Below are 22081 nucleotides of genomic sequence, written 5' to 3'. Positions count from 1 at the left end.
AGCCTGTCAAAGCGGGGTTTACAGGCTTCTGGAGGGTACAAATGAGCTGAAATGACCTCGGCCAGATGCGGGAGCAAGCGGGCTTGCCTGCGAAGACGGCAGTTCAATCGACAGAGAAGTCGAATGTGCCGCCCAGGTAACCACGATGCGAAGCGAGCCGCTCTTGATCTTGATCTTGCTCTTGCTCTTGATCTTGATCTTGATCTGCTTTTGATCTTAGGCGCCCCGTTAAACCACGCTGGCCGAAATTCGACAGGGATTTGGGGGGTAAACCGGCAGGGATGCCGGTTTAGCCGCCCCGCGCCATGGATGGCGCGTGGCGGCGGCCCCCCAAATCACTGGCGGATTACGGGCACACCGAGCCTAAGCGAGGTGCCGAGTGGTGGGGCAAGAGCCTTTTGCTTACTTTTGGGCTCTTTTCAAAAGTGAGCCGCTGTAAAAGCGGAACCTTAAGTGGCCGCTACCGCAGGAATGGATATGTACACGGTCCAACAGTGTTGACTGTCAGGCCGCCTTCGCGAGCAAGCCCGCTCCCACAGTTTGATCGCAGGGTGTCAGGTAGATAGGTGTTGGCTGGCAGGCCGTCTTCGCAGGCAAGCCAGCTCCCACATTTGGAACGCTGACCGTCAGATAGATAGAGGCCGGCTGTCAGGCCGTCTTCGCAGGCAAGCCAGCTCCCACATGGGCTCTATGTCCAGCTAAAAAATAGGCCGAGGGCATGAGCTGATTCGACCCTCCCCGCCCGTCATCCAACCGTCACATCCATCTGCTGTGCTGGCGCCCATTACTCATTTGCCCAAGGACCCGTGGCCATGTTTTCCGTGCTCAAACCCCACCGCTGGAAACTCGCATTGCTCCTGATCGCCGCCAACCTCGGACTGATCCTGCACCTGGCCTGCGGCGAGCTCAAGAGCGTCAGCGAATGGGTGTGGCTGGATATCATCGGCGAAGGCGGTTCGGCGCTGCTCGCGCTGATCTGGCTGGGTCTGGTATTGAAAAGCCGCCCCGCCGGACGGGTCACCCAATACCTGGCGCTGGGGCTGTCGTGCATCTTTTTTTCCTGGTGGATCGACAGCCTCGACGAATTCATCCGCCTGCCTGACAGCATCTCCTGGGATCACTGGCTGGAGTCAGGGCCAATGCCGTTGGGCATGATCCTGCTGACGATTGGCATTTATCACTGGCACCACGAACAACTGGCGATCAGCGCACAGATGGAAAAACGCGAGCGGTTGTTTCGCGAGCATCGGCTGTTCGACAAACTCACGCCCCTGGCCGGTGCCGACTACCTCAAGCGCCAACTCGCCGACAGCCTGCGCGACAGCCAAGCGCAGCAACAACCACTGTCGTTGTTGGCCCTGGACCTGGACAACTTCGCCACCATCAACCAGGCCTACGGGCATGCCGAGGGTGATGCGGTGCTACAGGCGGTCAGCCATGTGCTGTTGCTCAACCTGCGCCGCCAGGACCTGTTGTGCCGCCTGGCGGGCGATCGTTTTGTGGTGCTGCTGCCCAACACCGGCGAGCGCCAGGCCCAGGGCCTGGCGCTGGAGTTGCAACACGCGGTGCAGAGCCTCGCCCACAAGACCCGGCAACAGGGCGAACGCCTGCAACTGACGGCGACCACGGCGGTGGTGATGGCCTTGCAAGAGTCACCCCACGAGCTGCTCAAACGGCTGAATATGGGCCTGGCCCGGGCCAAGCAACCCCTTGCGAAAAGTGCCTGAAATGGCCGTGAAAACCAGCTGGTATGAAAACGACAGCCGCTTCATCCCCGGTCACTATCAACCCGCCACGTTGATCGACCTGGGCTTGTCCCGGGACATCGACAGCCATCGCCTACTGCGCGGCACCGGCCTGTTCCACGAAGACATCCTGGCCGGCAATGCGCGGTTGAGCCCGCAGCAGTTCCTGGGTTTGATCGGCAACAGCCGCAAACTGCTGGATGCCGATGACAGCAGTTTCCTGTTTGGCCAACGCCTGCTGCCCGGCTATTACGGCGCCGCCAGTCATGCGCTGGGGCATGCACAGAACCTTCATCAGGCCCTGGATATCCTGATCCAGCAACAAGTGCTGCTCAGCCCGCTGGCCACGCTGCAACTGGAGCTGGATGAGCACCACGCTTACCTGTATTGGTTGGACAGTTGCGGCGCCGGCGAACACTGGCGCTTTCTGCTCGAAGCCAGCATGACTTCACTGGTTGCCATGAGCCAATGGCTCAGCGGCCAGCGCTTGCCGTGGGTGTGCAGCTTCAGCCACGCCGAACCTCGGTATGTCGAGCAATACTGGGTCCATCTGGGCGAACACACGCGCTTCGAACGCCCTCTGAACATGATGTGCCTCCCCCGTGAATACCTCACCCACACCTGGCCGGGTGCTTCGGCCACGGCGGGCCAGGTCGCGCGCCAGCAAGCCCTTGAACAAATCGAGCAACTGGGCTTTGCCACAAGTTTTCTTGACTGCCTCGATGCCTACCTGCGCGAACACGTGCGCCAGCCACCAAGCCTGGAACAGGCCGCCCACACCTTCGCCATGAGCCCGGCCACGCTAAAGCGCAAGTTGCAACGGCACGACACCGGTTTTCAGCAACAGGTCGACCGGGTGCGCAAGCATGTGGCGTTGCACCTGTACCAGGCCAAGGGGTGGAGTAACGAGCAAGTAGCGGCGTACCTGAATTTCAACGATGCGGCGAATTTTCGGCGCTCGTTCAAGCGGTGGACGGGCAGCACGCCCAACCTGATCCGTCAACTGTTCAGCAGCCGCTAGCCAGGCGTTCGCGCAGGAACTCCACCAGCGCTTGCACCGGGCGTGAACTCTGGCGGTGCTGCGGGTACACCGCCGACAGGGTCAAGGCCTCAGGAGCGAAGTCCTCCAGTACCTTGACCAGACGCCCATCCTTCAAGGCCTCGCTGACAATGAACGTCGGTAGGTAGGTAACGCCCAAACCGGCTATCGCGGTATCGCGCAGCAGGTCACCGTTGTTGACGCGCATGCGCCCACTGACGCTCAACGCTTGCACCTTGCCTTTGAAGCGCCATTGCACCTGGCGGCCGTGGCCGTAGGGCAGGCAGTCGTGCGTGGTTAAATCCTCGGGTTTCAAAGGCGTACCCCGCAGCGCCAGGTAGTCGGGGCTGGCGCAATACACCCGCTCGATAGCGGCGATCCGTCGGGCGATCAGGGTGGAATCTTCCAGGGTGCCGATGCGTAGCACCAGGTCGTAGCCTTCGCCGATCAAGTCCACCGGACGGTCGCTCAGGTCAACTTCAACGCAGACCTGCGGATGCTGGCGCAGGAACAACGGCAACAGGCAACCCAGGTGCGCCATGGCGAACGACAAGGGTGCACTGAGGCGAATGGTGCCGCGGGGTTCGCTGTTCTGGCCGGCGATGCCCTGCTCCACTTGCTCCACCTCACCGAGCAGGCGCAAGGCCGACTCATAGTAACTCTGGCCCAGCGGCGTGACGTCCAGGCGCCGTGTGGAGCGGTTGAGCAGGCGTACGCCCAGGCGGTCTTCCAGTTGGATCAGGCGGCGGCTGACGAATTGCTTGGACAAGCCCAATTGCTCGGCGGCGGCAGTGAAACTGCCGGATTCCATGACCTGGCAGAACAGGCGCATGTCTTCGAAGGGGTTCATTGTCGCTTCTCAGGGGACGATGGGCTGTTTTATAGCCTGTCAGTGGTCACACCACAAACCAAAATGTGAACACCATCAAATGTTGGAGAGAACTTGCCCTAATGCCCTCTGTAGGAGCGAGCTTGCTCGCGAAAACCCCGTAGACGCCGCGTTTATTCAGGAAGCACGCGGTTATCGTTGACGTTTTTCGCGAGCAAGCTCGCTCCTACAAAACAGGTTACTTGGCAGCGAACGCCGAGTAGCTGTTCATCAGGTTGCGGTAGTTGGGAATGCGCGGCGAAAGCAGGTTGGCCAGGCCTTCCATATCGTTGCGCCAGTCCACTTGCAGCTCGCAGGCCACGGAGAACCAGTTGACCAGTTGCGCACCGGCGGCGGTCATACGCGCCCAGGCGGCTTGTTGCACGGTTTCGTTGAAGGTGCCGGAAGCGTCGGTGACCACGAAAACCTCGAAGCCTTCGTCAAGGGCACACAGGGTCGGGAATGCCACGCACACGTCGGTCACCACACCGGCAATGATGATCTGCTTGCGGCCGGTCGCCTTGACGGCCTTGACGAAATCTTCGTTGTCCCATGCGTTGATCTGGCCAGGGCGCGGAATGTACGGCGCGTCGGGGAACAGTTCTTTGAGCTCAGGCACCAGCGGCCCGTTAGGGCCGCTTTCAAAGCTGGTGGTCAGGATGGTCGGCAGGTTGAAGAACTTCGCCACGTCGGCCAGGGCCAGCACGTTGTTCTTGAACTCGTTGGGGGAGAAATCCTGCACCAGGGAGATCAGGCCGGTCTGGTGATCAACCAACAGCACAACAGCATCGTCTTTGTTCAAGCGCTTGTAAGTCATGGGTAACTCCTTTGGGGATGGGGTGTTTTTCAAAAAGCAAAGCAGGAGCAGCCGAACGCCCCCCAGAAACCCTGGAAGTCGCTGACCGGCACGCTGGAAAGGCGCGCTTTTTCATGGCTGTGGGCATGCACGCCACAAGGGCCGCTGCACTGGTGAACCTGGGCCTGCATCGGCGACGTCGGGCGCCAGTGCCCTGGCACCTTGACCACCGGCGACCAGTCGGGCAGCACCGGTACTCGTGGCGGTGCGAAATCTTCGAAGTCGCCAGCGCCGTACACGACCTTGCCGCCGACCACGGTCAGCACCGACTCGATCCACTTGATAGCTTCTTCCTCGACACTGAAAAAGTCCGCCGACAACGCGGCGACATCCGCCAATTGACCGACCTTGATCTGGCCTTTCTTGCCCTGCTCGGACGAGAACCAGGCGCTGCCGTGGGTGAACAGCTCCAATGCGGTAAGGCGCGGCAAGCCCTCGGCGTGCAGCTCCAGGCCACCGACGGTACGGCCGCTGACCATCCAGTACAGCGAGGTCCAGGGGTTGTAGCTCGACACGCGGGTGGCATCGGTGCCCGCCCCAACCGGCACGCCTTCGGCCAGCATGCGCTTGATCGGCGGTGTGGCTTCGGCGGCCTTGGCGCCGTAGCGCTCGACAAAGTATTCGCCCTGGAACGCCATGCGATCCTGAATCGCAATACCGCCACCGAGGGCACGCACACGTTCGATGTTTTTCGGGGTGATGGTTTCGGCGTGGTCGAAGAACCACGGCAAGCCATTGAACGGAATATCGCGGTTGACCTTCTCGAACACGTCAAGCATGCGCGAGATGGACTCGTCGTAAGTGGCGTGCAGACGGAACGGCCAGCGCTGTTCCACCAAGTGGCGCACCACCGGTTCCAGCTCCTGTTCCATGGTCAGCGGCAGGTCCGGGCGGGGCTCGAGGAAGTCTTCAAAGTCCGCCGCCGAGAACACCAGCATCTCGCCGGCCCCGTTATGGCGCAGGTAGTCATCGCCCTGATGCAGGGTGACGCTGCCGGTCCAGTTCTTGAAGTCGCTGAGCTCTTCCTTGGGCTTCTGGGTGAACAGGTTGTAGGCGATGCGCACCGTCAACTGTTGATCCTTGGCCAGTTGCTCGATCACCGCGTAGTCATCGGGGTAGTTCTGGAAGCCGCCGCCGGCATCGATGGCGCTGGTCAGGCCCAGGCGATTGAGTTCCCGCATGAACTGGCGGGTGGAGTTGACCTGGTATTCCAAAGGCAGTTTCGGGCCCTTGGCCAAGGTCGCATACAGGATCATCGCGTTAGGCCGCGCCACCAGCATGCCGGTGGGGTTGCCGTTGCTGTCGCGCACGATCTCACCGCCCGGCGGGTTCGGCGTGTCCTTGGTGTAGCCCGCCACCCGCAGGGCTGCGCGGTTGAGCAAGGCGCGGTCGTACAAGTGCAGCACGAACACCGGGGTGTCCGGGGCGGCCTGGTTGAGTTCTTCCAGGGTGGGCATGCACTTTTCGGCGAACTGGAATTCGTTCCAACCGCCCACCACGCGTACCCATTGCGGCGTGGGCGTGCGGTCGGCCTGGTCCTTGAGCATGCGCAAGGCATCGGCCAGGGACGGCACGCCTTCCCAGCGCAGTTCAAGGTTGTAGTTCAACCCGCCACGAATCAGGTGCAAGTGCGAGTCGTTGAGGCCGGGAATTACGGTGCGGCCCTTGAGGTCGATGACCTGGGTGCCGCTGCCGCGCAGGGCCATGGCTTCGCCGTCGGTACCCACGGCGACAAAGCGCCCTTGGTGGATGGCCACGGCGGTGGCGCGTGGGGTTTCCCGGTCCACGGTGTGGAACTGGCCATTGAACAGAATCAGATCGGCGTTCATAGGGTTTCCTTTACAGAGGCTTCAAGCCAGGGAGCGAACAGGCGGGTGGCCGCCGGCATCAGCAGGTACACCACCAGCAACACGATGGTCAGCGTGACCAGGAAGGTGGAGACCACGTAATTGGACAGAAACGGGTGCAACCGCAGGATCGGCCCCCAGATAAACGGCAGCAGCAGGGTTTGCGGCAGGATCACAAACAGGCTGACCACCGCCTGCTTCCAGCGCGGCGGCTTGGCACCACCCTCGGCCTGGGGCGTGAACCAGAATTCATTGGCCGCGCCGATTTCCGTCTGGTCGCCGTCCGCCAGCATCGGCGCGGCTTCGTCGATCAGAGCCTGGCGTTGCGGGGAGCCGAGCCATAGCTCAAGGGCGCTGGTGGAGGTATAGCGCAGCACACAAGTGAACAACGCCATGCCGTTTTGCTGGCTGCGCACCACGTCAACACCAAGGTGCCCAGGGCGTTCGCCCGCGATGCGCACGATGCGGCGCAACCAGGCTTCGTACTCGACTTCAAAACCGGGTTTGACCCGGTGCTTGACGACCAGGGTGACGACTTCGTCGGGGCTGGTGTTGGTGGTTGAATCCATGGCTGAGTGCTTCCCCGGAGTATTGAGCGATGGGGAGAGTCTGGCGGCTTGGCGGCTGGGGAGAATTGGATGTATGTGCTGTTTGGCTTGTTGCAGGAGCGGGCTTGCGCGCAAAAAACGTCAACGATAAGCCCTACTTTCTGAATAAACGTGGCGCCTGGGAGTTTTTCGCGAGCAAGCTCGCTCCTGCAATTGCCGGCAAATCTATGTGGCCCGCGCCATATGCTCCGCAATCCTGCCCCTCAACCACCGCTCCGCCGGGTCGTTGTCATGCACCCCGCTCCACACCATCGACAGCTCCGCCGCATCAATCGCAAACGGCGGGTCCTCGGCGCGCAGACGTGTGCCTTCAGTCAGCGCGCACGCGGCGTAATCCGGCACGGTCGCGATAATCTGCGTCCCCGCCAGCAACGCCCGTAACCCGCTGAACTGCGGCACCGCCAGTACCACGCGGCGCGAGCGGCCGATACGGGCCAGGTCCAGGTCGATATTGCCGCTCAGGTCACCGGAGAACGACACCATTGCATGGGGCCTGGCGCAGTAATCATCCAGGGTCAGCGGCGCCTCGCCGTCATCGCCGCGCAGGACCTTGCAGGGGATATCGCGCAGTTTCTTGCGCTTGGCATTGGCCGGCAGATCGGTGGTGTAGCTGACCCCCACGGAGATTTCACCGCTGGCCAGCAGCGAAGGCATCAACAGGTAATTGGCGCGGCGCACCACCACGATGATGCCTGGCGCTTCTTCGCGCAGGCGGCTGAGTAACGACGGAAACAGCCCGAACTCCGCATCATCGGACAGGCCGATACGAAACACCGCGCAGCTGGTGGAGGGGTCGAAATCCTTGGCGCGGCTGACGGCGCCCGAGATGGTGTCCATGGCAGGTTGCAGCTCCTTGAGTATCGCCAGTGCGCGCGCCGTGGGTTCCATGGCACGGCCGTTACGCAGCAGCAACGGGTCGTCGAACAAATCGCGCAAACGGCCCAGCGCGGCGCTCACTGCCGGTTGGCCGATAAACAGTTTTTCGGCGACTCGGGTCAGGTTTTTCTCGAACATCAGGGCTTCGAAAATCACCAGCAGGTTCATATCGACGCGGCGCAGATCGTTGCGGTTCATGGGCACTATCCAAACGTTTTCCAGGGGGCCAGGGAAGCATGCACTGCACGCCTGGGATTGCATAGCTGTGCTGTCTTTTCCGGCACCGCACCTGGCGAAATTAACAACGATTAACTCGTCAGCCAGGCGCTCCGGCAACAAGATGAAGCGCGTCTACACTGCACCCATCCACCGGGAACGTTCCCATCGACTGCGGATATTTGTCATGGCCCGACTCGAGCAATATTCCCCCCGGTTGCCCGCCACCGGGGGCCTGTGCCCCCGGCGCGAGCGCATCGCCAAGCAACTGATCCTCGCCAACCTCGGCGAAAGCCTGGCGATCGCCGACCTGGCCCAGGCCTGCGCCTTGTCGCGCAGCCATTTTTCCCGCGCCTTCAAGTGCACCACCGGGCTGTCGCCCCAGGAATGGATTCGCCAGCAACGCATCCAGCGCGCCAAGGAACTGATTACCGGCTCGTCCCTGAGCCTCACACAGATCAGCCTCGAATGTGGCTTTTGCGACCAGGCGCACTTCTGCCATATGTTCACCCGCAGCGAAGGCGTCAACCCGATGACCTGGCGAAATCACCACTCGCGCAGCAAACCTGATGTGATCGCTGCCTAGTGGTCTGCACGTACCTGGAATATGCTGGTCGCTCCCTTCCTCCAGAACCTGGGCAGCCATGAATGACTTGAGCGACCAGGCCGTGCATTTCGGCCCCTACCGCATCCACCCGCGCCAGCGCCTGGTGCTGGAGGCCGGCCGCCCGCTGCGCCTGGGGCGGCGGGCGGTGGACATTCTGCTGATCCTGCTGGAGCACGCCGGCAATGTGGTGAGCAAACAGGAGTTGATCGCAAGGGTCTGGCCCAAAAGCGTGGTGGAAGACGGCAACCTGCGGGTGCACATGGCTGCGTTGCGCAAGGCACTGGGCGACGGCCAGGCCGGGCAGCGCTATATCGTCACGGTCGCCCAGCGCGGCTACAGTTTTGTTGCGCCACTGAGCATCGAACCCATGACGCTGCCCACCGACGGTGCGCCCCAACGCCCCAGCCATAACCTGCCCCTGCGGCGCACGCGCATGATCGGCCGCCAAGCGCTGATCGACGCCCTGGTACAACAACTGCCGCAGCAGCGCTTTATCACCCTGACCGGCGCCGGTGGCATCGGCAAGACCACCGTCGCCCTGCGCGTCGCGGAATTGCTGATCGGGCATTACCGCGACGGTATTCACCTGCTGGACCTGGCGCCGCTCAGTGCCGCGTCCATGATCCTGCCCAACCTGGCCGCCCTGCTCGGCCTGACACCGGGCGAGAATGCCTCCCTGGCCAGCCTCGCCCGCAGCCTGCAGGCACGCCAGATGCTGCTGGTGATCGACAACTGCGAGCACCTGCTCGACGACATCGCCCTGATCAGTGAAACCCTGTTGCGCCATGCACCGCACCTGCACATCCTCACCACCAGCCGCGAAGCCCTGCGCGCCGAAGGTGAATATGTGCAGCGCCTTGAACCGCTGGCCTGCCCGCCCGCCACCGGCAACCGCGCCCAGGCCCTGGGTTACCCGGCCATGCAATTGCTGATCGAGCGCGCCATGTCCCACCAGGAGAGCTTTGCCCTCAGCGACGCTGAACTGCCCCTGGCGATTGATATCTGCCAGCGCCTGGACGGCATTCCCCTGGCGATCGAACTGGTGGCCGCGCAAATCGAACGGTTTGGTTTGCCGGGCCTGCTGGTGCAGATGGAAGACAACTTTCGGCTGCTGACCCGCGGCCGACGCAGTGCCCTGCCCCGCCAGCAGACCCTGCGCGCCACGCTCGACTGGAGCTTTGACCTGCTCACCGCGTGCGAACAAATCTGCCTGCGCCGCCTGGCGGTCTTCCGTGGCGGCTTCAGCCTGGTCAGCGCAGCGGCGGTGATCGCCGGGGAGCAAGTGGCCCCCGCCGAAGTGCTGGGCTCCATTACGCAACTGGTGGCCAAGTCGTTGTTGAACGTGGAAGCAAGCGATGACGAGATGGTCTATCGCCTGCTGGACATCACCCGCACCTACGCCCTGGAAAAGCTCAGCCAGGCCTGCGAACTGCATGCCACACGAGAGCGCCACGCTGCACGCTGCCTGGCGCTGATGGAACAGGCCCAGGGCGACTGGGACCTGATCGCCACACAGCCGTGGATCGACCGTTACGCACCGCTGCGCGAAGACGTGCGTGCCGCCCTCGACTGGGGCTTTGCTGACGACGGTGCGCAGCTGCTGGCTATCCGCCTGACGGTCAGCGCGATGCCACTGTGGCAAGAGTTGTCGTTGCTGCGTGAGCACGGCGGCTATGTGGACCAGGCGCTGGCGCTGATTGGCCAGGTTACCGCGCCCTGCACGCAATTGACCCTGCAGCTGCAATTGGCCCTGGGCAGCCTCTCCTACCACGCCATGGGCGCCGCACCTCGGACCATTGCGGCATTCGAGGGTGCCGCACGCCTGGCCGAGACAACCCAGGACCTTGGCGGCCAGTTGCGGGCGGTCTCCGGGCTCATGGCGGTGAACCTGTGCGCCGGGCGCTACGGCCCAGCGCAGGCGCTGAGTGTGCAGTTCGAACGCCTCGACCCACGCACCGAGCCGTTGCTGGGCCTTAGCGCGCAGCGGCTGCGTGCGCTGGGCCAGCATTACACCGGCAACCAGCCGCTCGCCCGGCACCACGCCGAGCAGGTGCTGCAGCGCATGTCCCAAAGCGGTCACGTCAACCGCTTTGCCCTCGGCGTTGGCGTGCAGTACGACCAGGGCGTCGCCTCCTTGACCGTGCTGGCGCGAATCCTGTGGTTGCAGGGCTTTCCCGAGCGCGCCTGGCGCACCGCCAGTCAGGCGCTGGAGTTGGCGCTACAGATCAACCACGGCACCTCGATCTGCTACACCCTGGCCCTGGCTGGGGTGGTGATCGCCCGCTACAACGGCGCCGAAGACGACGCCCAAGCCCTGCAAAGGCTGCTGCTGGAGCAGTCGCACAAGCATTCTGTGCAGTTGTTCCAGACCTGGGCCGGGCATTACGCCGGTATTCTTGGCCAACCGGATTGGCAGGGCATGGGCCTGATCCAAGACACCTTGATCACCTTTGGCACCCATGCCGTGGATGTGCCAACCCTGGAACGCGCGCGCAGTGGCGCGGCGGGCTGGTGCGCCCCGGAGATTCTGCGGGTGTACGCCTTGCAGCTAGAGGATGAGCACACCACTGAAACCCTGCTGCTGGAGGCGCTGGGCCTGGCGCACCAGCAAGGAGCCCTGGCCTGGGAGCTGCGCTGCGGCGCAGCCCTGGCGCAACTGTGGCAACAGCAGGGGCGCATTCAGCTCGCCAGGGACTTGCTCAGTTCAATCCACGCACGTTTCAGCGAAGGCTTCGCCACTCAGGATCTACTGCGCGTGCGCTGCCTGCTCGACGAGTTGCAGGACAAACGGCCGGCCTGAGAACGCCCCCAGGCAAGGCGCGTAGCCCTGCTGCAAACGCGCGACCTGACGCGGGTCGCGCAGTTGCCCCAGGGCGTAGCTGCGCACACAGTTGAGCAGCCGATAGCGCGCCGGGCCCAGGCCGGGCTCGACGCTCAGCAGCGAGACGTTGACCAGGCGCGCCAGCAGGTAAGACAGGTCGGCATGTTCGAGCTCGGTACCGGTCACCAGGTCACTCAGGGTGGGTAAGGTGACTGCCATCTTGAACAGACTCAATTGCAGAAACAGCCAGCACTCCGGCAGGCTCAAGCGCTCGTAGCTCCAATCCAGGGCCGCTGTCAGTGAGCGATGGCGCTCCACTGCCGTGCGGCGCCCACGGGCCAGCACTTGCAAGCCTGTGCGTACTTGCATCTGCACACCGCCGATGCCCAACGCATCCACCTGGGCGGCCGCCAATTCCAGGGCCAACGGCAGGCCGTCCAGACGCCGACACAGGTCGCCCAGCGGCGCCAGGTCCTGAGGCCGCAAATCAAACCCCTGCTGATTGGCACGCGCGCGCGCCACGAACAGTTGCACCGCAGGACAGACCATCGCCTGCTCGACATTGGCCAACGCCTTTGGCGACGGCACTGCCAGCCGAGGCACACGTACTATCCACTCGCCAGGGGCCAGCAAGGCTTCGCGACTGGTGATCAGCACGCTGATTCCCGGCGTCGCCTCGCGTAGCGCACGCATCAGTTGTCGACACGCGCCCAGCAGCAGGTCAGCGCCGTCGAGTACCAGCAACACGTGGCGCGAGGCCAGGCGCCGGCCCAGTTCGTTGAGGCTCGCGGGCGTCGAATGCAACTGCAACACCCTGGCCAGGCTACCGAGCAGTTCGCTCGGGGTTTGCACAACGGCCATGTCGACCCACCATACGCCGTCGCGATAACGCGGCAATACCCGCTCGGCCAGGGCCAGGGCCAGCGTGCTCTTGCCAATACCGGCCACGCCTGTGAGGGTCAATAACCGCTGCACAGGCAACCGTCGCGCCAGCACGCCCACCAGTTCATCTCGCCCCCACACCGGGCTGAGCCGTGCAGCCAGGTTGTGCTGAGGCAGCAGCGTCGGCAGCGCGTCCTGCGCAGGCGCAGCGAAGCAGTAACCGCGCTGGGGGTGATTGAGGATCCAGCGTTGGCCGTCAAGGGCACGACGCAGCGCGGCGATATGCACACGCAGGTTGCTGTCTTCAACGACGCTGTTGGGCCACACCCGTTCGATCAAGGTCGCCTTGCTGACGAAGTGCCCGGGCGCTTCGAGCAGTACTGCGAGAATATCCAAGGCTCGCCCGCCCAGTGGCACCGGCCAGCCCGCCTTGCTGACCAACCGCTGCTGCCGATGAAAGGTGTAGGGGCCAAAGCTCACCGCCGTACCATTTTGCATGTCCGTCAAAGCGCTGAAACACCCGTGCTTGAGTGCCTGCGCATCCTTTTTCCATGGGCTCGACGCTATCTTGCCAGTTGGCGATGACAGGACAATGCTGGCACGGGGAGCGATACGGACAATCGGGTGCCTGAGACGGACATGGTGTCGTTAACTGAACTGTTGTCGGTATTGGGTAGGGTTCAGCCCGAGCTTTTCGCTGAACAGAAAACGCATATGCCGCACGCTGCCAAAGCCTGCGTGGAAGGCCACGGTCTTGAGCGGCAGGTCGGTGGTTTCCAGCAGGTGCCGGGCCCGGTCGATGCGCGCGCCCTGCAGGAACGCCATGGGCGTCATCTGCACGTCCTTGGCGAACAGCCGCGCGAAGTGGCGCGCGCTCATTCCGGCCAACTCAGCCATGGACTCGATGGTAAAGGGTTGATCCAGATGCGCCAGGACGTGGTTCTGCACGCGGGTGATCGGAGTTTCCTGAGGCGCCACGGCGGCAGTCATCGGGCTGAACTGGGCCTGGCCGCCCTGGCGCTTCATCACCACCAGCAGCACTTTGGCCACATCCACCGCCACTTGCTTGCCATGGTCTTGGGCCACGACCGACAGGGCCAGGTCGATACCCGCAGTGACGCCGCCAGAGGTAATCAGGCGCCCGTCCTGCAAATAGATGCGATCGGTCTCGACGATGGCGCCGGGAAACGCCTTGATCAACCGCTCGGTGTAGTGCCAATGGGTGGTCACGCGGTGCCCGTCGAGCAAACCTGCGTGGCCGAGCACAAAAGCGCCGGTGCAGATCGAGCCAAAACGCCGAGCCCGTGGCGCCGCAGCTTTGAGCCAGGGCAACAACGCGGGGTGGCATTCGTTATAGGCGCCGGGGCCGCCCGGCACCAACAGCAGGTCATAAGCCGCCTGGGCCTGTTCCAACAGCAGGTCGGTCTGCACGCTCACGCCATTGGAGGCCTGCAACGGACCGGGCTCAGTGCCGATGGTCAGGATCTGGTAGTGGTCGGCCGCCGGCAGGTAGCGGTTGGCAATCGAAAACACTTCCAGCGGCCCGGCCATATCGAGCAGCAGGAAGTCCGGGAACAGCGCCATGGCCACGGTTTTCATAAGCGGGAAATGTCCATCGAGAAGGAGTGCGACGGGCATTATGGCACGACTTTGACTGTCAACCTGAAAGAGACAGTTATTCTATTTTCATCTTCTTAATCAATCATTCGTTAACCATTAACCTTCTTCTCAACGCAAGCGCTCTGCATCTCGCAGCCCGCGCTCACTTGAGGACTGGACCCATGCTGACCCTTCGCAAAGCTTCCGAACGCGGCGCCGCCAATCACGGTTGGTTGAAGTCGTTCCACACCTTCTCTTTCGCCAACTACTGGAACCCCAAGGAACAGGGTTTTTCCGACCTGCTGGTGATCAACGACGACCGCGTCGCCGCAGGCAAAGGCTTCGGCCAGCACCCGCACCGTGACATGGAGATCTTCTCCTACGTGCTCGAAGGCGCGCTGGAACACAAGGACACCCTGGGCACCGGCTCGGTGATCCGCCCCGGCGATGTGCAACTGATGAGCGCGGGCAGCGGCGTAGCCCACAGTGAGTTCAACCACAGCCAGCGTCATGGCGTGCACTTCCTGCAAATCTGGATCGTGCCCAACGAAGCAGGCGCCAAGCCGCGCTATCAGCAGGAGCACTTCACAGAAGCGCAAAAACGCGGGCGTTTGCAGTTGATCATCTCACCGGAGGGCACCAACGGTTCGCTGAAAGTGCGCCAGGACGCACGGGTATATGCCGGGCTGTTCGACGCTGACGAAAGTGCCCGCCTGGAGCTGGCACCGGATCGCTACGCCTACATCCATGTGGCGCGCGGCAGCGTTGAACTCAACGGCCAGCGCTTGCAGGAAGGCGACGGTGTACGCGTACGGGACGAACGCCAGATCCGCCTGAGCCACGGCGAAGACGCTGAAGTACTGGTGTTTGACCTGCGCCCCAACGAACTGCCGCAAATGCCATGACGGCCGCAGTGATGGTCCCGCCAGCGGGACCATCGTTGGCATCGATAGTCACCATCAGCGCAATGAAGTTCTCTAAAAAAATGCAACGCGTAACATCAAACCCATGCCAAACGGCACCCAACTAAAACACTCGGAGCACATCATCATGAAACGCCAACTCTTGCTTAGCCTCGCTTTCTCGGTACTCGCTGCAAACGCTTTTGCCCACCCGGTTGTCGCTGAGGGCGGCGCGGATCGCCTGATAGAAACCCGTGTTGCCGAAGGTGGCGCGGATCGTCTGCAAGAACGTGGTTTGGCTGAAGGCGGTGCTGATCGCTTGCAGGAACGTGGCCTGGCTGAAGGCGGTGCTGATCGCTTGCAGGAACGTGGTCTGGCTGAAGGCGGTGCTGATCGTCTGCAGGAACGTGGCCTGGCTGAAGGTGGTGCCGATCGTCTGCAGGAACGTGGCCTGGCTGAAGGCGGTGCTGATCGTCTGCAGGAACGTGGCCTGGCTGAAGGCGGTGCCGAGCGTCTGCTGAGCACCCACGTATAACCCCGCACTGTTGGCGGGACACCCCAAACCGGCCTGATCAGCCGGTTTTTTTTCGTCTTCGATTTGCCTGGGCATCCACACGATGTCGACTGAAGCGCTAAGCCGTGCCTCAACCCGGCAGCGGAATTACCCGCAGCGGCCTTACCGACTTGTAGGAAAAACTCGAATAGATCTCCTTGACGCAAGGCAAGGTCTGCAAGACCTCTCGGGCAAATTCACCGAACGATTCCAGGTCCTTGGCCACCACTTCCAGCAAAAAATCATAGCGCCCAGAGACGTTATGGCACGCCACAATTTCTGGGATGGCCAACAGACGTTGCTCGAACGCCCGGGCAATTTCCTGGGTGTGGCTTTCCATCATGATGCTGACGAACGCGGTCACCCCGTAGCCCAGTGCCTTGGGCGAGAGAATCGCCTGGTAGCCACTGATCACCCCACTTTCTTCCAGGGTGCGCACCCGACGCCAGCACGGTGAAGTGGTGAGCGCCACCCGTTCGGCCAACTCGGCCACGGTCAGGCGGGCATTGCCCTGCAACGCGTTCAAAAGGGCTTTATCGGTGCGGTCCAGCTTGATGGGCATAACGTGCCTCTAATCATTATTTTTATCGGTGTTTGATCCACAAACGCAGGTTTTTCCGGGCTTTTTTGCAAGGTTCATGCGTGGTTATGAGCATAGCATTGTAGGAAATAAGGAGCGCCCGACATGCACAATAAACACACCACATTCGGCTTTTCCACCCGTGCCATACACCACGGCTATGACGCCCAGGACCACCACGGCGCACTCGTCCCGCCGATCTATCTGTCTGCGACCTTCGCCTTTCCCACCGTCGAATACGGCGCCGCCTGCTTTGCCGGCGAAGCCAGCGGCCACTTCTACACGCGCATTTCCAACCCGACCCTGGCCCTGCTGGAGTCACGCATGGCCAGCCTGGAAAACGGCGAGGCCGCCGTGGCGTTCAGCTCCGGCATGGGCGCGATTGCCGCGACGTTCTGGACTCTGTTGCGCCCGGGCGACGAGATCATCGTCAGCCAGACGCTCTATGGTTGTACGTTCGCCCTGCTGCACCACGGCCTGAGCGAATTCGGCATCAAGGTGCGGCATGTCGACCTGACCGACCTCACCGCCCTGCAAGCAGCGTTCTCCCCGGCCACCCGCATGCTCTACTGCGAGACCCCGGCCAACCCCAACCTGCGCCTGATCGACATCGCCGCCGTGGCCGAACTGGCCCATCAGCAGCCGAATGTCACCGTGGTGGTCGATAACACCTATTGCACTCCCTATCTGCAACGTCCCCTGGAACTGGGCGCCGATGTGGTGGTGCACTCGGCCACCAAATACCTCAGTGGCCACGGCGACATCACCGCAGGCATCGCGGTGAGCAACCAGGCCCTGGCGCAGCGCATTCGCCTGCAAGGGCTCAAGGACCTGACCGGCGCGGTGATGTCGCCCCAGGACGCCGCATTGCTGATGCGCGGCCTCAAGACCCTGGGCCTGCGCATGGACCGCCATTGCAGCAACGCCCAAGCGGTGGCCGAGGCGCTGCAGGCGCACCCTGCGGTGCAGTGGGTAACCTACCCCGGTCTGCGTTCTTTCCCACAATACGAACTGGCAAACCGGCAAATGAAACTGCCCGGCGGCATGATCGCCTTTGAACTCAAGGGCGGCCTCGAAACCGGCCAGCGCTTCATGAACGCACTGCAACTGTTCACCCGCGCAGTCAGCCTGGGAGATGCCGAATCACTGGCCCAACACCCGGCAAGCATGACCCACTCCACCTACACCCCCGAACAACGGGCGCAGCACGGTATCAGCGAGGGTCTGGTGCGTTTGTCGGTGGGGCTTGAAGACGTTGCCGACCTGCTGGCCGATATCCATCAGGCCCTGGCCAAGTGCAGCGCTGCCAACCTGCGGCCCATTGCGACAGCGGCGTATGCAATGAAATAGCGTCCAACCCCATGGGTCATGCGGTGCCTGGGCGGCGGTCGGAAGGATCCGACTGCCGCTCTGCCTGTTTAATGTTTTTTTTTCGCAGATTGGATCCCCCTCCTTTAGCCAGGCTGTACTAGCATGTCAGCGGCGGGACGCACTATCACTGCAGGTTATTCACATTAGTTACCTTCTTAACCCCCGTCGCTATAAGGCCCGATACCTGCACGAAACTCATGGACGAATTGATGAACTCACACCTGTTCCCACAGATAGGCAAGGTCATCGCCAGCACCGGCAGCCGCCATTTCCCACGCATGCTGCATGACCTGATCCTCACCCAATTGGCAGTGGACGCCACCCATATCACCCAATTGCAAGTCAGCCGCGAAGGCCTTGGCCGCCGCAAGATCAGCCCGGTGTACACCGATTCGGCGGCGGCCCTGGGCAGCGAGCAACTCGCCGCACAACTGCACCTCACGCGTCGCAAGGACGATGTGCGCTATGTGCTGTCGGTGTATCGCTCGCACCCGTCCGACAGCTTTTCCGCGCAAGAGCGCAGCATGCTCCAGGACTTCTCCACGCTGTTGCTGCCCATGGTGGAAAAACACATCACCGCCCTGCAGCCCTCGCTCCCGGACAGCCCGTGCGCAGTGCCTCAACCCCAGGGCATCGACACCTTGCGCCGACGCATCCAGGAGCGCCTGCTGCAATCGGGGCTGACCTTGTCCAACCGTGAACTGGAAGTGTGCGTAGGCCTGCTGGCCGGGCGCACCGCGCCGGAGTTGGCCGAGCAATTGGCGTTGAAGGTCAACACCATCGAGAGCTACCTCAAGCGTGCGGCGATCAAGTTGGGGATCAGCGGGCGGCACTCGTTGTTGCGGTGGATGTACTCGACCGAAGACTAAGATCGTTCCCACGCTCCGCGTGGGAATGGATCCCGTGACGCTCTGCGTCACTGTGGACGCAGAGCGTCCATGGCGGCGTTCCCACGCAGAGCGTGGGAACGATCAACAAGTGTGCGTAGGCCTGCTGGCCGGGCGCACCGCGCCGGAGTTGGCCGAGCAACTGGCGTTGAAGGTCAACACCATCGAGAGCTACCTCAAGCGTGCGGCGATCAAGTTGGGGATCAGCGGACGGCACTCGTTGTTGCGGTGGATGTACTCGACCGAAGACTAAGATCGTTCCCACGCTCCGCGTGGGAATGGATCCCGTGACGCTCTGCGTCACCGTGGACGCAGAGCGTCCATGGCGGCGTTCCCACGCAGAGCGTGGGAACGATCAGCAGCTCCCTCAGGTCAGTCCCGGGCCAGTGCCTCTATGGGGTCCAACCGCGCCGCATTCCGCGCCGGTACAAAACCAAACACAATGCCGATCAACGTCGAACAGGCAAACGCGGTAATGATCGAGCCCACCGAAAACACCATCTCCCACTCCTTCACAAACAGCGAAAACAGGTAGCCGATGGCGTAGGACAAGGAGATCCCGATGATCCCGCCGATCAGGCACACCATCACCGCCTCCACTAGAAACTGTTGGCGAATATCCGATTGCCGCGCCCCCACCGCCATGCGAATCCCGATTTCACGGGTGCGCTCGGTGACCGACACCAGCATGATATTCATCACACCAATACCGCCCACCAGCAAAGAAATCACCGCAATCAATGACAGCAACAGCGCGAGGGAGCGGCTGGTTTTCTGCACCGTCTGCATGATGCTGTCGAGGTTGTTGGTGAAAAAATCCTTGGTGCCATGGCGTTGCAGCATGAGTTTATTGACGTTGTCTTCCACCACCTTGCTCGGCTGGCCGTCCTTGATGCGCACGGTGATGCTGTCCAGATGACGCTGGCCCAGCAGACGGCCCGCCGCGGTTTCGTATGGCACCCACACGTTCAGGGCCTTGCTGGCGGCGAACATGTTTTTATTGTCCGCCGTCACGCCGATCACCGTGCACGGCAGGTTGCCTATCAGGATCACCTGGCCCAGCGGGTCGATGTTGGGCCCGAACAGGCGCTGGCGGGTATTGTGGTCGATCACCACCACCTGGGCCTGGCGCCGCGCGTCGCTTTCGCTGAAGGCAATGCCGGCTTCAAGCTTGAGGCCCTTGACCTTGAAGTAGCGGTCACTGACACCATTGACCTGTGCATCCACGTCGATATTGCCAAAACGCAGCATCAGGTTGCGGCCCACCACCGGCGTGGCGCTGTCGACGTAATACAGCTGGTTCAGCGCGTCCACATCCGAGGGCATCAGCGTCTGGATCGCCGAGGCTCGACTGTCGCCAAAGCTGGTGCCGGAAAAGATATCGATAGTGTTGCTGCCAATCGCCTGGATGTCCTTGAGCACATAGCGCTTGGCGCCTTCGCCGATGGCCGAGATCGACACCACCGAGGTGATGCCGATGACAATCCCGAGCATGGTCAGCAAGGTGCGCATGCGGTGGGAAATCAGCGCCACCCACGCCATGTTGAACGCTTCCTTGAACAGCCCCAGGCTCGCCACCAGGCGCCGCGCCCCGCTGCGTCGGGGCTCGACCGGCGCCTCGACGGGCAATTCCAGGCCGACGCTGTCGTTGGCCTTGTCGCTGATGATCTCGCCATCACACACCTCGACAATGCGCTGGGCGTTCGCCGCGACCTTGGGGTCGTGGGTGACGATAATCACCGTGTGCCCCGCCGCGTGCAGTTCGGCGAGGATGCGCATCACCTCCTTGCCGCTGTGGGTGTCGAGGGCGCCGGTGGGTTCGTCGGCCAGGATCACTTCACCGCCATTCATCAAGGCCCGCGCGATACTCACCCGCTGCTGTTGCCCGCCGGACAGCTGGCTGGGCCGATGGCTGGTGTGGCCCGACAGGCCCAGGCGTGCCAGCAATTCCCCGGCGCGGCTATGGCGCTGGCTTTGCGGGGTGCCGGCGTAGATCGCCGGCATCTCCACGTTGTGCAAAGCGCTCAGGTGCGCGAGCAAATGGTAACGCTGGAAGATAAACCCGAAGTAATCGCGCCGCAGCTCTGCCAGTTGCTCATCGCCCAGGGAGCGGGTTTCGATGCCATTGATCTTGTAGCTGCCGGCGGTGGCGTAATCCAGGCCACCGAGGATGTTCATCAGGGTCGACTTACCCGAACCGGAGGCGCCGATGATCGCCAGCATTTCCCCGGCATGGATGGTCAGGTCGATGCCCTTGAGCGCGATGAATTCACGCTCGCCGGCCATGAAGCTGCGGGTGATGCCCTTGAGTTCCAACAGAGGCTGGGTCATGACTCAACTCCCCGCCACGGCAGGTGTAGCATCGCCGATCACCACGGTGTCGCCCTCGGCCAGGCCGTCCAGGATCTGCACCTTGACGTTGTTATTGATACCGGTCTTCACCGTGCGGGCGACCGCCTTGCCCTTGGCATCCAGCACCCGCACTTCGTAGCGGCCATCGGCATTGCGCACGCCCAGCGCCGCCACGGGCACTATCAGCGCGGCCTGGGCGGTGTCGAGCACGATGCGCACCTGGGCGGTCATGGCGATGCGCAGGCGGTGCTCTGGGTTGGGCACGTCGAACAACGCGTTGTAAAACACCGCGGTGTTTTGCTTCGGCGTGCCGGCGGTCTGGGTTTCCAGGAAGTTCTGCGGCGCCGGCTCGGTGCCGCGCAGCTTGGCGTAATAGCGCTTGTCCGCCTCGCCGAGAATGGTGAAGTACACCTGCTGGCCGGGGCTGATATGAATCACATCCGCTTCCGACACTTGGGCCTTGACGGTCATGGTGTCCAGGTCTGCCAGCTTGAGCAGCACGGGCGCCAACTGGCTGGCGATCACGGTCTGGCCTTCCTGGGTGACAATACCCACCACGTCGCCGTCGATGGGCGCGTTGATGCGGGTATAGGCCAGGTTGACCTTGGCGGTGTCGATCTCGATGTGCGCGCTTTTGATCTGTGCGTCCAGGGACAGCAGGTTGGCCTGCTGCACCTGGTAGGTCGATTCGGCGTCTTCGAAATCCTGGCGTGACACCGACTCGTCGGCCTGCAAGCCTTTGTAGCGTTCATATACAGACTTGGCCTGCTTGAGCTGCGCTGCTGTCGCCCGGCGTTGGGCCTGGAGGTTTTCTTCATCGACCTGGGCTTTGCGCAGGGTGTTCTGCAGGATCAAGGGGTCGATTTCGGCCAGCCATTGGCCCTTCTTTACCTTGTCGCCAACTTTGACTTTCAGCGACTTGAGCTGGCCAGAGACCTGGGCACCGACGTCGACTTGTTTGACGCCTTCGAGCAGGCCGGTGGCCAATACCGCGTTTTCGATATCGCCGCGTTCGGCGGTCGCGGTGAGGTATTGGGGGGCGTCGGCGGGGGCGTTTACGGTGTAGATGGCCAGGCCGATTGCGACGGCCACTGAAGCCAGAATGCCGATTTTGCGGAATTTAGACGTTTGCATGGTTGGCTTCTTGATTGAGTACAAATATGGTTGCGCGCTGACGCTGGCCTGGGTAAAGACCTGACAGCCGACCCCTGTCTACCTGACGCTCCCCGGTCCAAATGTGGGAGCTGGCTTGCCTGCGATGGCTGCCTTCTGGTCGACCATTTAGTTGGGTTGGAATGCGTACATATCCATTCCTGCGGTAACGGCCACCTAGGGTTCCGCTCTTACAGCGGCTCACTTTTGAAAAGCGCAAAAGTAAGCAAAACGCTCTTGCCCCACTACTCGGCACCTCGCCCAGGCTCGGTGTGCCCGTAATCCGCCAGTGATTTGGGGGGCCGCCGCCACGCGCCATC

Annotated in this window: 18 protein-coding genes and 1 pseudogene; 9 read left to right on the top strand and 10 right to left on the bottom strand. The window is 62.4% G+C overall.

Features of this window, described 5'->3' with window-relative positions:
• Positions 1–812: 812 nt before the first annotated feature.
• Entirely contained in the window at positions 813–1727 is a 915-nt protein-coding gene (locus tag HU730_RS15650; protein WP_034127396.1) for a GGDEF domain-containing protein, read from the top strand.
• A 1-nt stretch (position 1728) separates the two neighbouring features.
• Positions 1729–2766, top strand: a complete 1038-nt coding sequence (locus HU730_RS15645; RefSeq protein ID WP_034127395.1) for an AraC family transcriptional regulator — start codon at positions 1729–1731, stop codon at positions 2764–2766.
• On the opposite strand, the gene HU730_RS15640 is transcribed toward HU730_RS15645, so the two are convergent.
• The 5 genes from HU730_RS15640 to HU730_RS15620 all read right to left on the bottom strand — a co-directional run bounded on the left by HU730_RS15640 (position 2753) and on the right by HU730_RS15620 (position 8037).
• Complete coding sequence (locus HU730_RS15640; RefSeq protein WP_032903519.1) at positions 2753–3634, bottom strand: LysR family transcriptional regulator; 882 nt, start codon at positions 3632–3634, stop codon at positions 2753–2755. The genes HU730_RS15645 and HU730_RS15640 overlap by 14 nt on opposite strands.
• Before the next feature lie 217 nt (positions 3635–3851).
• On the bottom strand, positions 3852–4469 hold the full coding sequence (ycaC, locus tag HU730_RS15635; protein WP_003191905.1) for an isochorismate family cysteine hydrolase YcaC: 618 nt from the start codon (positions 4467–4469) through the stop codon (positions 3852–3854).
• Between the two features lie 29 nt (positions 4470–4498).
• Complete coding sequence (locus HU730_RS15630; RefSeq protein WP_186527410.1) at positions 4499–6337, bottom strand: amidohydrolase; 1839 nt, start codon at positions 6335–6337, stop codon at positions 4499–4501.
• The gene (locus tag HU730_RS15625) at positions 6334–6924 is read right to left on the bottom strand and encodes an antibiotic biosynthesis monooxygenase (RefSeq protein ID WP_186527411.1); all 591 of its coding nucleotides are present in this window, start codon (positions 6922–6924) and stop codon (positions 6334–6336) included. The genes HU730_RS15630 and HU730_RS15625 overlap by 4 nt, the downstream gene beginning before the upstream one ends.
• Positions 6925–7128: 204 nt before the next feature.
• Positions 7129–8037, bottom strand: coding sequence for a LysR family transcriptional regulator (locus HU730_RS15620; protein WP_003191909.1), 909 nt, complete (start codon positions 8035–8037; stop codon positions 7129–7131).
• Between the two features lie 205 nt (positions 8038–8242).
• Between HU730_RS15620 and HU730_RS15615 the strand changes: the two genes are divergently transcribed.
• Together HU730_RS15615 and HU730_RS15610 are read left to right on the top strand one after the other, a co-directional pair.
• The gene (locus HU730_RS15615) at positions 8243–8641 is read left to right on the top strand and encodes an AraC family transcriptional regulator (RefSeq protein WP_034127392.1); all 399 of its coding nucleotides are present in this window, start codon (positions 8243–8245) and stop codon (positions 8639–8641) included.
• A gap of 58 nt (positions 8642–8699) precedes the next feature.
• A complete protein-coding gene (locus tag HU730_RS15610; protein ID WP_186527412.1) occupies positions 8700–11462 on the top strand; it encodes a winged helix-turn-helix domain-containing protein in 2763 nt (920 codons plus the stop codon).
• Here HU730_RS15610 and HU730_RS15605 read toward each other — a convergent pair.
• Together HU730_RS15605 and HU730_RS15600 are read right to left on the bottom strand one after the other, a co-directional pair.
• A complete protein-coding gene (locus tag HU730_RS15605) occupies positions 11409–12863 on the bottom strand; it encodes a winged helix-turn-helix domain-containing protein (protein ID WP_089041875.1) in 1455 nt (484 codons plus the stop codon). The genes HU730_RS15610 and HU730_RS15605 overlap by 54 nt on opposite strands.
• Before the next feature lie 150 nt (positions 12864–13013).
• Complete coding sequence (locus HU730_RS15600) at positions 13014–13964, bottom strand: GlxA family transcriptional regulator (protein WP_054898656.1); 951 nt, start codon at positions 13962–13964, stop codon at positions 13014–13016.
• A gap of 182 nt (positions 13965–14146) precedes the next feature.
• Between HU730_RS15600 and HU730_RS15595 the strand changes: the two genes are divergently transcribed.
• Entirely contained in the window at positions 14147–14869 is a 723-nt protein-coding gene (locus HU730_RS15595; protein ID WP_057974881.1) for a pirin family protein, read from the top strand.
• A 145-nt stretch (positions 14870–15014) separates the two neighbouring features.
• A complete protein-coding gene (locus HU730_RS26910) occupies positions 15015–15401 on the top strand; it encodes a hypothetical protein (RefSeq protein WP_078467263.1) in 387 nt (128 codons plus the stop codon).
• A 109-nt stretch (positions 15402–15510) separates the two neighbouring features.
• Here the strand turns inward: HU730_RS26910 and HU730_RS15585 are convergent, their stop codons facing one another.
• Positions 15511–15981, bottom strand: coding sequence for an Lrp/AsnC family transcriptional regulator (locus tag HU730_RS15585; RefSeq protein ID WP_014718112.1), 471 nt, complete (start codon positions 15979–15981; stop codon positions 15511–15513).
• Positions 15982–16104: 123 nt separating this feature from the next.
• On the opposite strand from HU730_RS15585, the gene HU730_RS15580 reads away from it, so the two are divergent.
• The 3 genes and pseudogenes from HU730_RS15580 to HU730_RS15570 all read left to right on the top strand — a co-directional run.
• Complete coding sequence (locus HU730_RS15580; protein ID WP_103299654.1) at positions 16105–17349, top strand: methionine gamma-lyase; 1245 nt, start codon at positions 16105–16107, stop codon at positions 17347–17349.
• Positions 17350–17579: 230 nt separating this feature from the next.
• Complete coding sequence (locus HU730_RS15575) at positions 17580–18239, top strand: helix-turn-helix transcriptional regulator (RefSeq protein ID WP_169922153.1); 660 nt, start codon at positions 17580–17582, stop codon at positions 18237–18239.
• A gap of 106 nt (positions 18240–18345) precedes the next feature.
• Positions 18346–18510: pseudogene (locus HU730_RS15570) on the top strand (LuxR C-terminal-related transcriptional regulator); the annotation flags it as partial.
• Between the two features lie 119 nt (positions 18511–18629).
• On the opposite strand, the gene HU730_RS15565 reads toward HU730_RS15570, so the two are convergent.
• Together HU730_RS15565 and macA are read right to left on the bottom strand one after the other, a co-directional pair.
• Positions 18630–20588, bottom strand: a complete 1959-nt coding sequence (locus tag HU730_RS15565) for a MacB family efflux pump subunit (protein WP_034127385.1) — start codon at positions 20586–20588, stop codon at positions 18630–18632.
• Positions 20589–20591: 3 nt separating this feature from the next.
• Entirely contained in the window at positions 20592–21743 is a 1152-nt protein-coding gene (gene macA, locus HU730_RS15560) for a macrolide transporter subunit MacA (protein WP_034127384.1), read from the bottom strand.
• Between the last annotated feature and the right edge of the window lie 338 nt (positions 21744–22081).

Source organism: Pseudomonas sp. SWRI22 (assembly GCF_014268395.2).
Classification (GTDB): domain Bacteria; phylum Pseudomonadota; class Gammaproteobacteria; order Pseudomonadales; family Pseudomonadaceae; genus Aquipseudomonas; species Aquipseudomonas paracarnis.
This window is presented reverse-complemented; position numbering and strand designations above follow the sequence as displayed.

Bases quoted from the DNA above. Each gene is read 5' to 3' on its own strand.
- HU730_RS15650 (WP_034127396.1), top strand. From the start codon at position 813: ATGTTTTCCGTGCTCAAACCCCACCGCTGGAAACTCGCATTGCTCCTG.
- HU730_RS15645 (WP_034127395.1), top strand. From the start codon at position 1,729: ATGGCCGTGAAAACCAGCTGGTATGAAAACGACAGCCGCTTCATCCCC.
- HU730_RS15640 (WP_032903519.1), bottom strand. From the start codon at position 3,634: ATGAACCCCTTCGAAGACATGCGCCTGTTCTGCCAGGTCATGGAATCC.
- ycaC (WP_003191905.1), bottom strand. From the start codon at position 4,469: ATGACTTACAAGCGCTTGAACAAAGACGATGCTGTTGTGCTGTTGGTT.
- HU730_RS15630 (WP_186527410.1), bottom strand. From the start codon at position 6,337: ATGAACGCCGATCTGATTCTGTTCAATGGCCAGTTCCACACCGTGGAC.
- HU730_RS15625 (WP_186527411.1), bottom strand. From the start codon at position 6,924: ATGGATTCAACCACCAACACCAGCCCCGACGAAGTCGTCACCCTGGTC.
- HU730_RS15620 (WP_003191909.1), bottom strand. From the start codon at position 8,037: ATGAACCGCAACGATCTGCGCCGCGTCGATATGAACCTGCTGGTGATT.
- HU730_RS15615 (WP_034127392.1), top strand. From the start codon at position 8,243: ATGGCCCGACTCGAGCAATATTCCCCCCGGTTGCCCGCCACCGGGGGC.
- HU730_RS15610 (WP_186527412.1), top strand. From the start codon at position 8,700: ATGAATGACTTGAGCGACCAGGCCGTGCATTTCGGCCCCTACCGCATC.
- HU730_RS15605 (WP_089041875.1), bottom strand. From the start codon at position 12,863: ATGCAAAATGGTACGGCGGTGAGCTTTGGCCCCTACACCTTTCATCGG.
- HU730_RS15600 (WP_054898656.1), bottom strand. From the start codon at position 13,964: ATGAAAACCGTGGCCATGGCGCTGTTCCCGGACTTCCTGCTGCTCGAT.
- HU730_RS15595 (WP_057974881.1), top strand. From the start codon at position 14,147: ATGCTGACCCTTCGCAAAGCTTCCGAACGCGGCGCCGCCAATCACGGT.
- HU730_RS26910 (WP_078467263.1), top strand. From the start codon at position 15,015: ATGAAACGCCAACTCTTGCTTAGCCTCGCTTTCTCGGTACTCGCTGCA.
- HU730_RS15585 (WP_014718112.1), bottom strand. From the start codon at position 15,981: ATGCCCATCAAGCTGGACCGCACCGATAAAGCCCTTTTGAACGCGTTG.
- HU730_RS15580 (WP_103299654.1), top strand. From the start codon at position 16,105: ATGCACAATAAACACACCACATTCGGCTTTTCCACCCGTGCCATACAC.
- HU730_RS15575 (WP_169922153.1), top strand. From the start codon at position 17,580: ATGAACTCACACCTGTTCCCACAGATAGGCAAGGTCATCGCCAGCACC.
- HU730_RS15565 (WP_034127385.1), bottom strand. From the start codon at position 20,588: ATGACCCAGCCTCTGTTGGAACTCAAGGGCATCACCCGCAGCTTCATG.
- macA (WP_034127384.1), bottom strand. From the start codon at position 21,743: ATGCAAACGTCTAAATTCCGCAAAATCGGCATTCTGGCTTCAGTGGCC.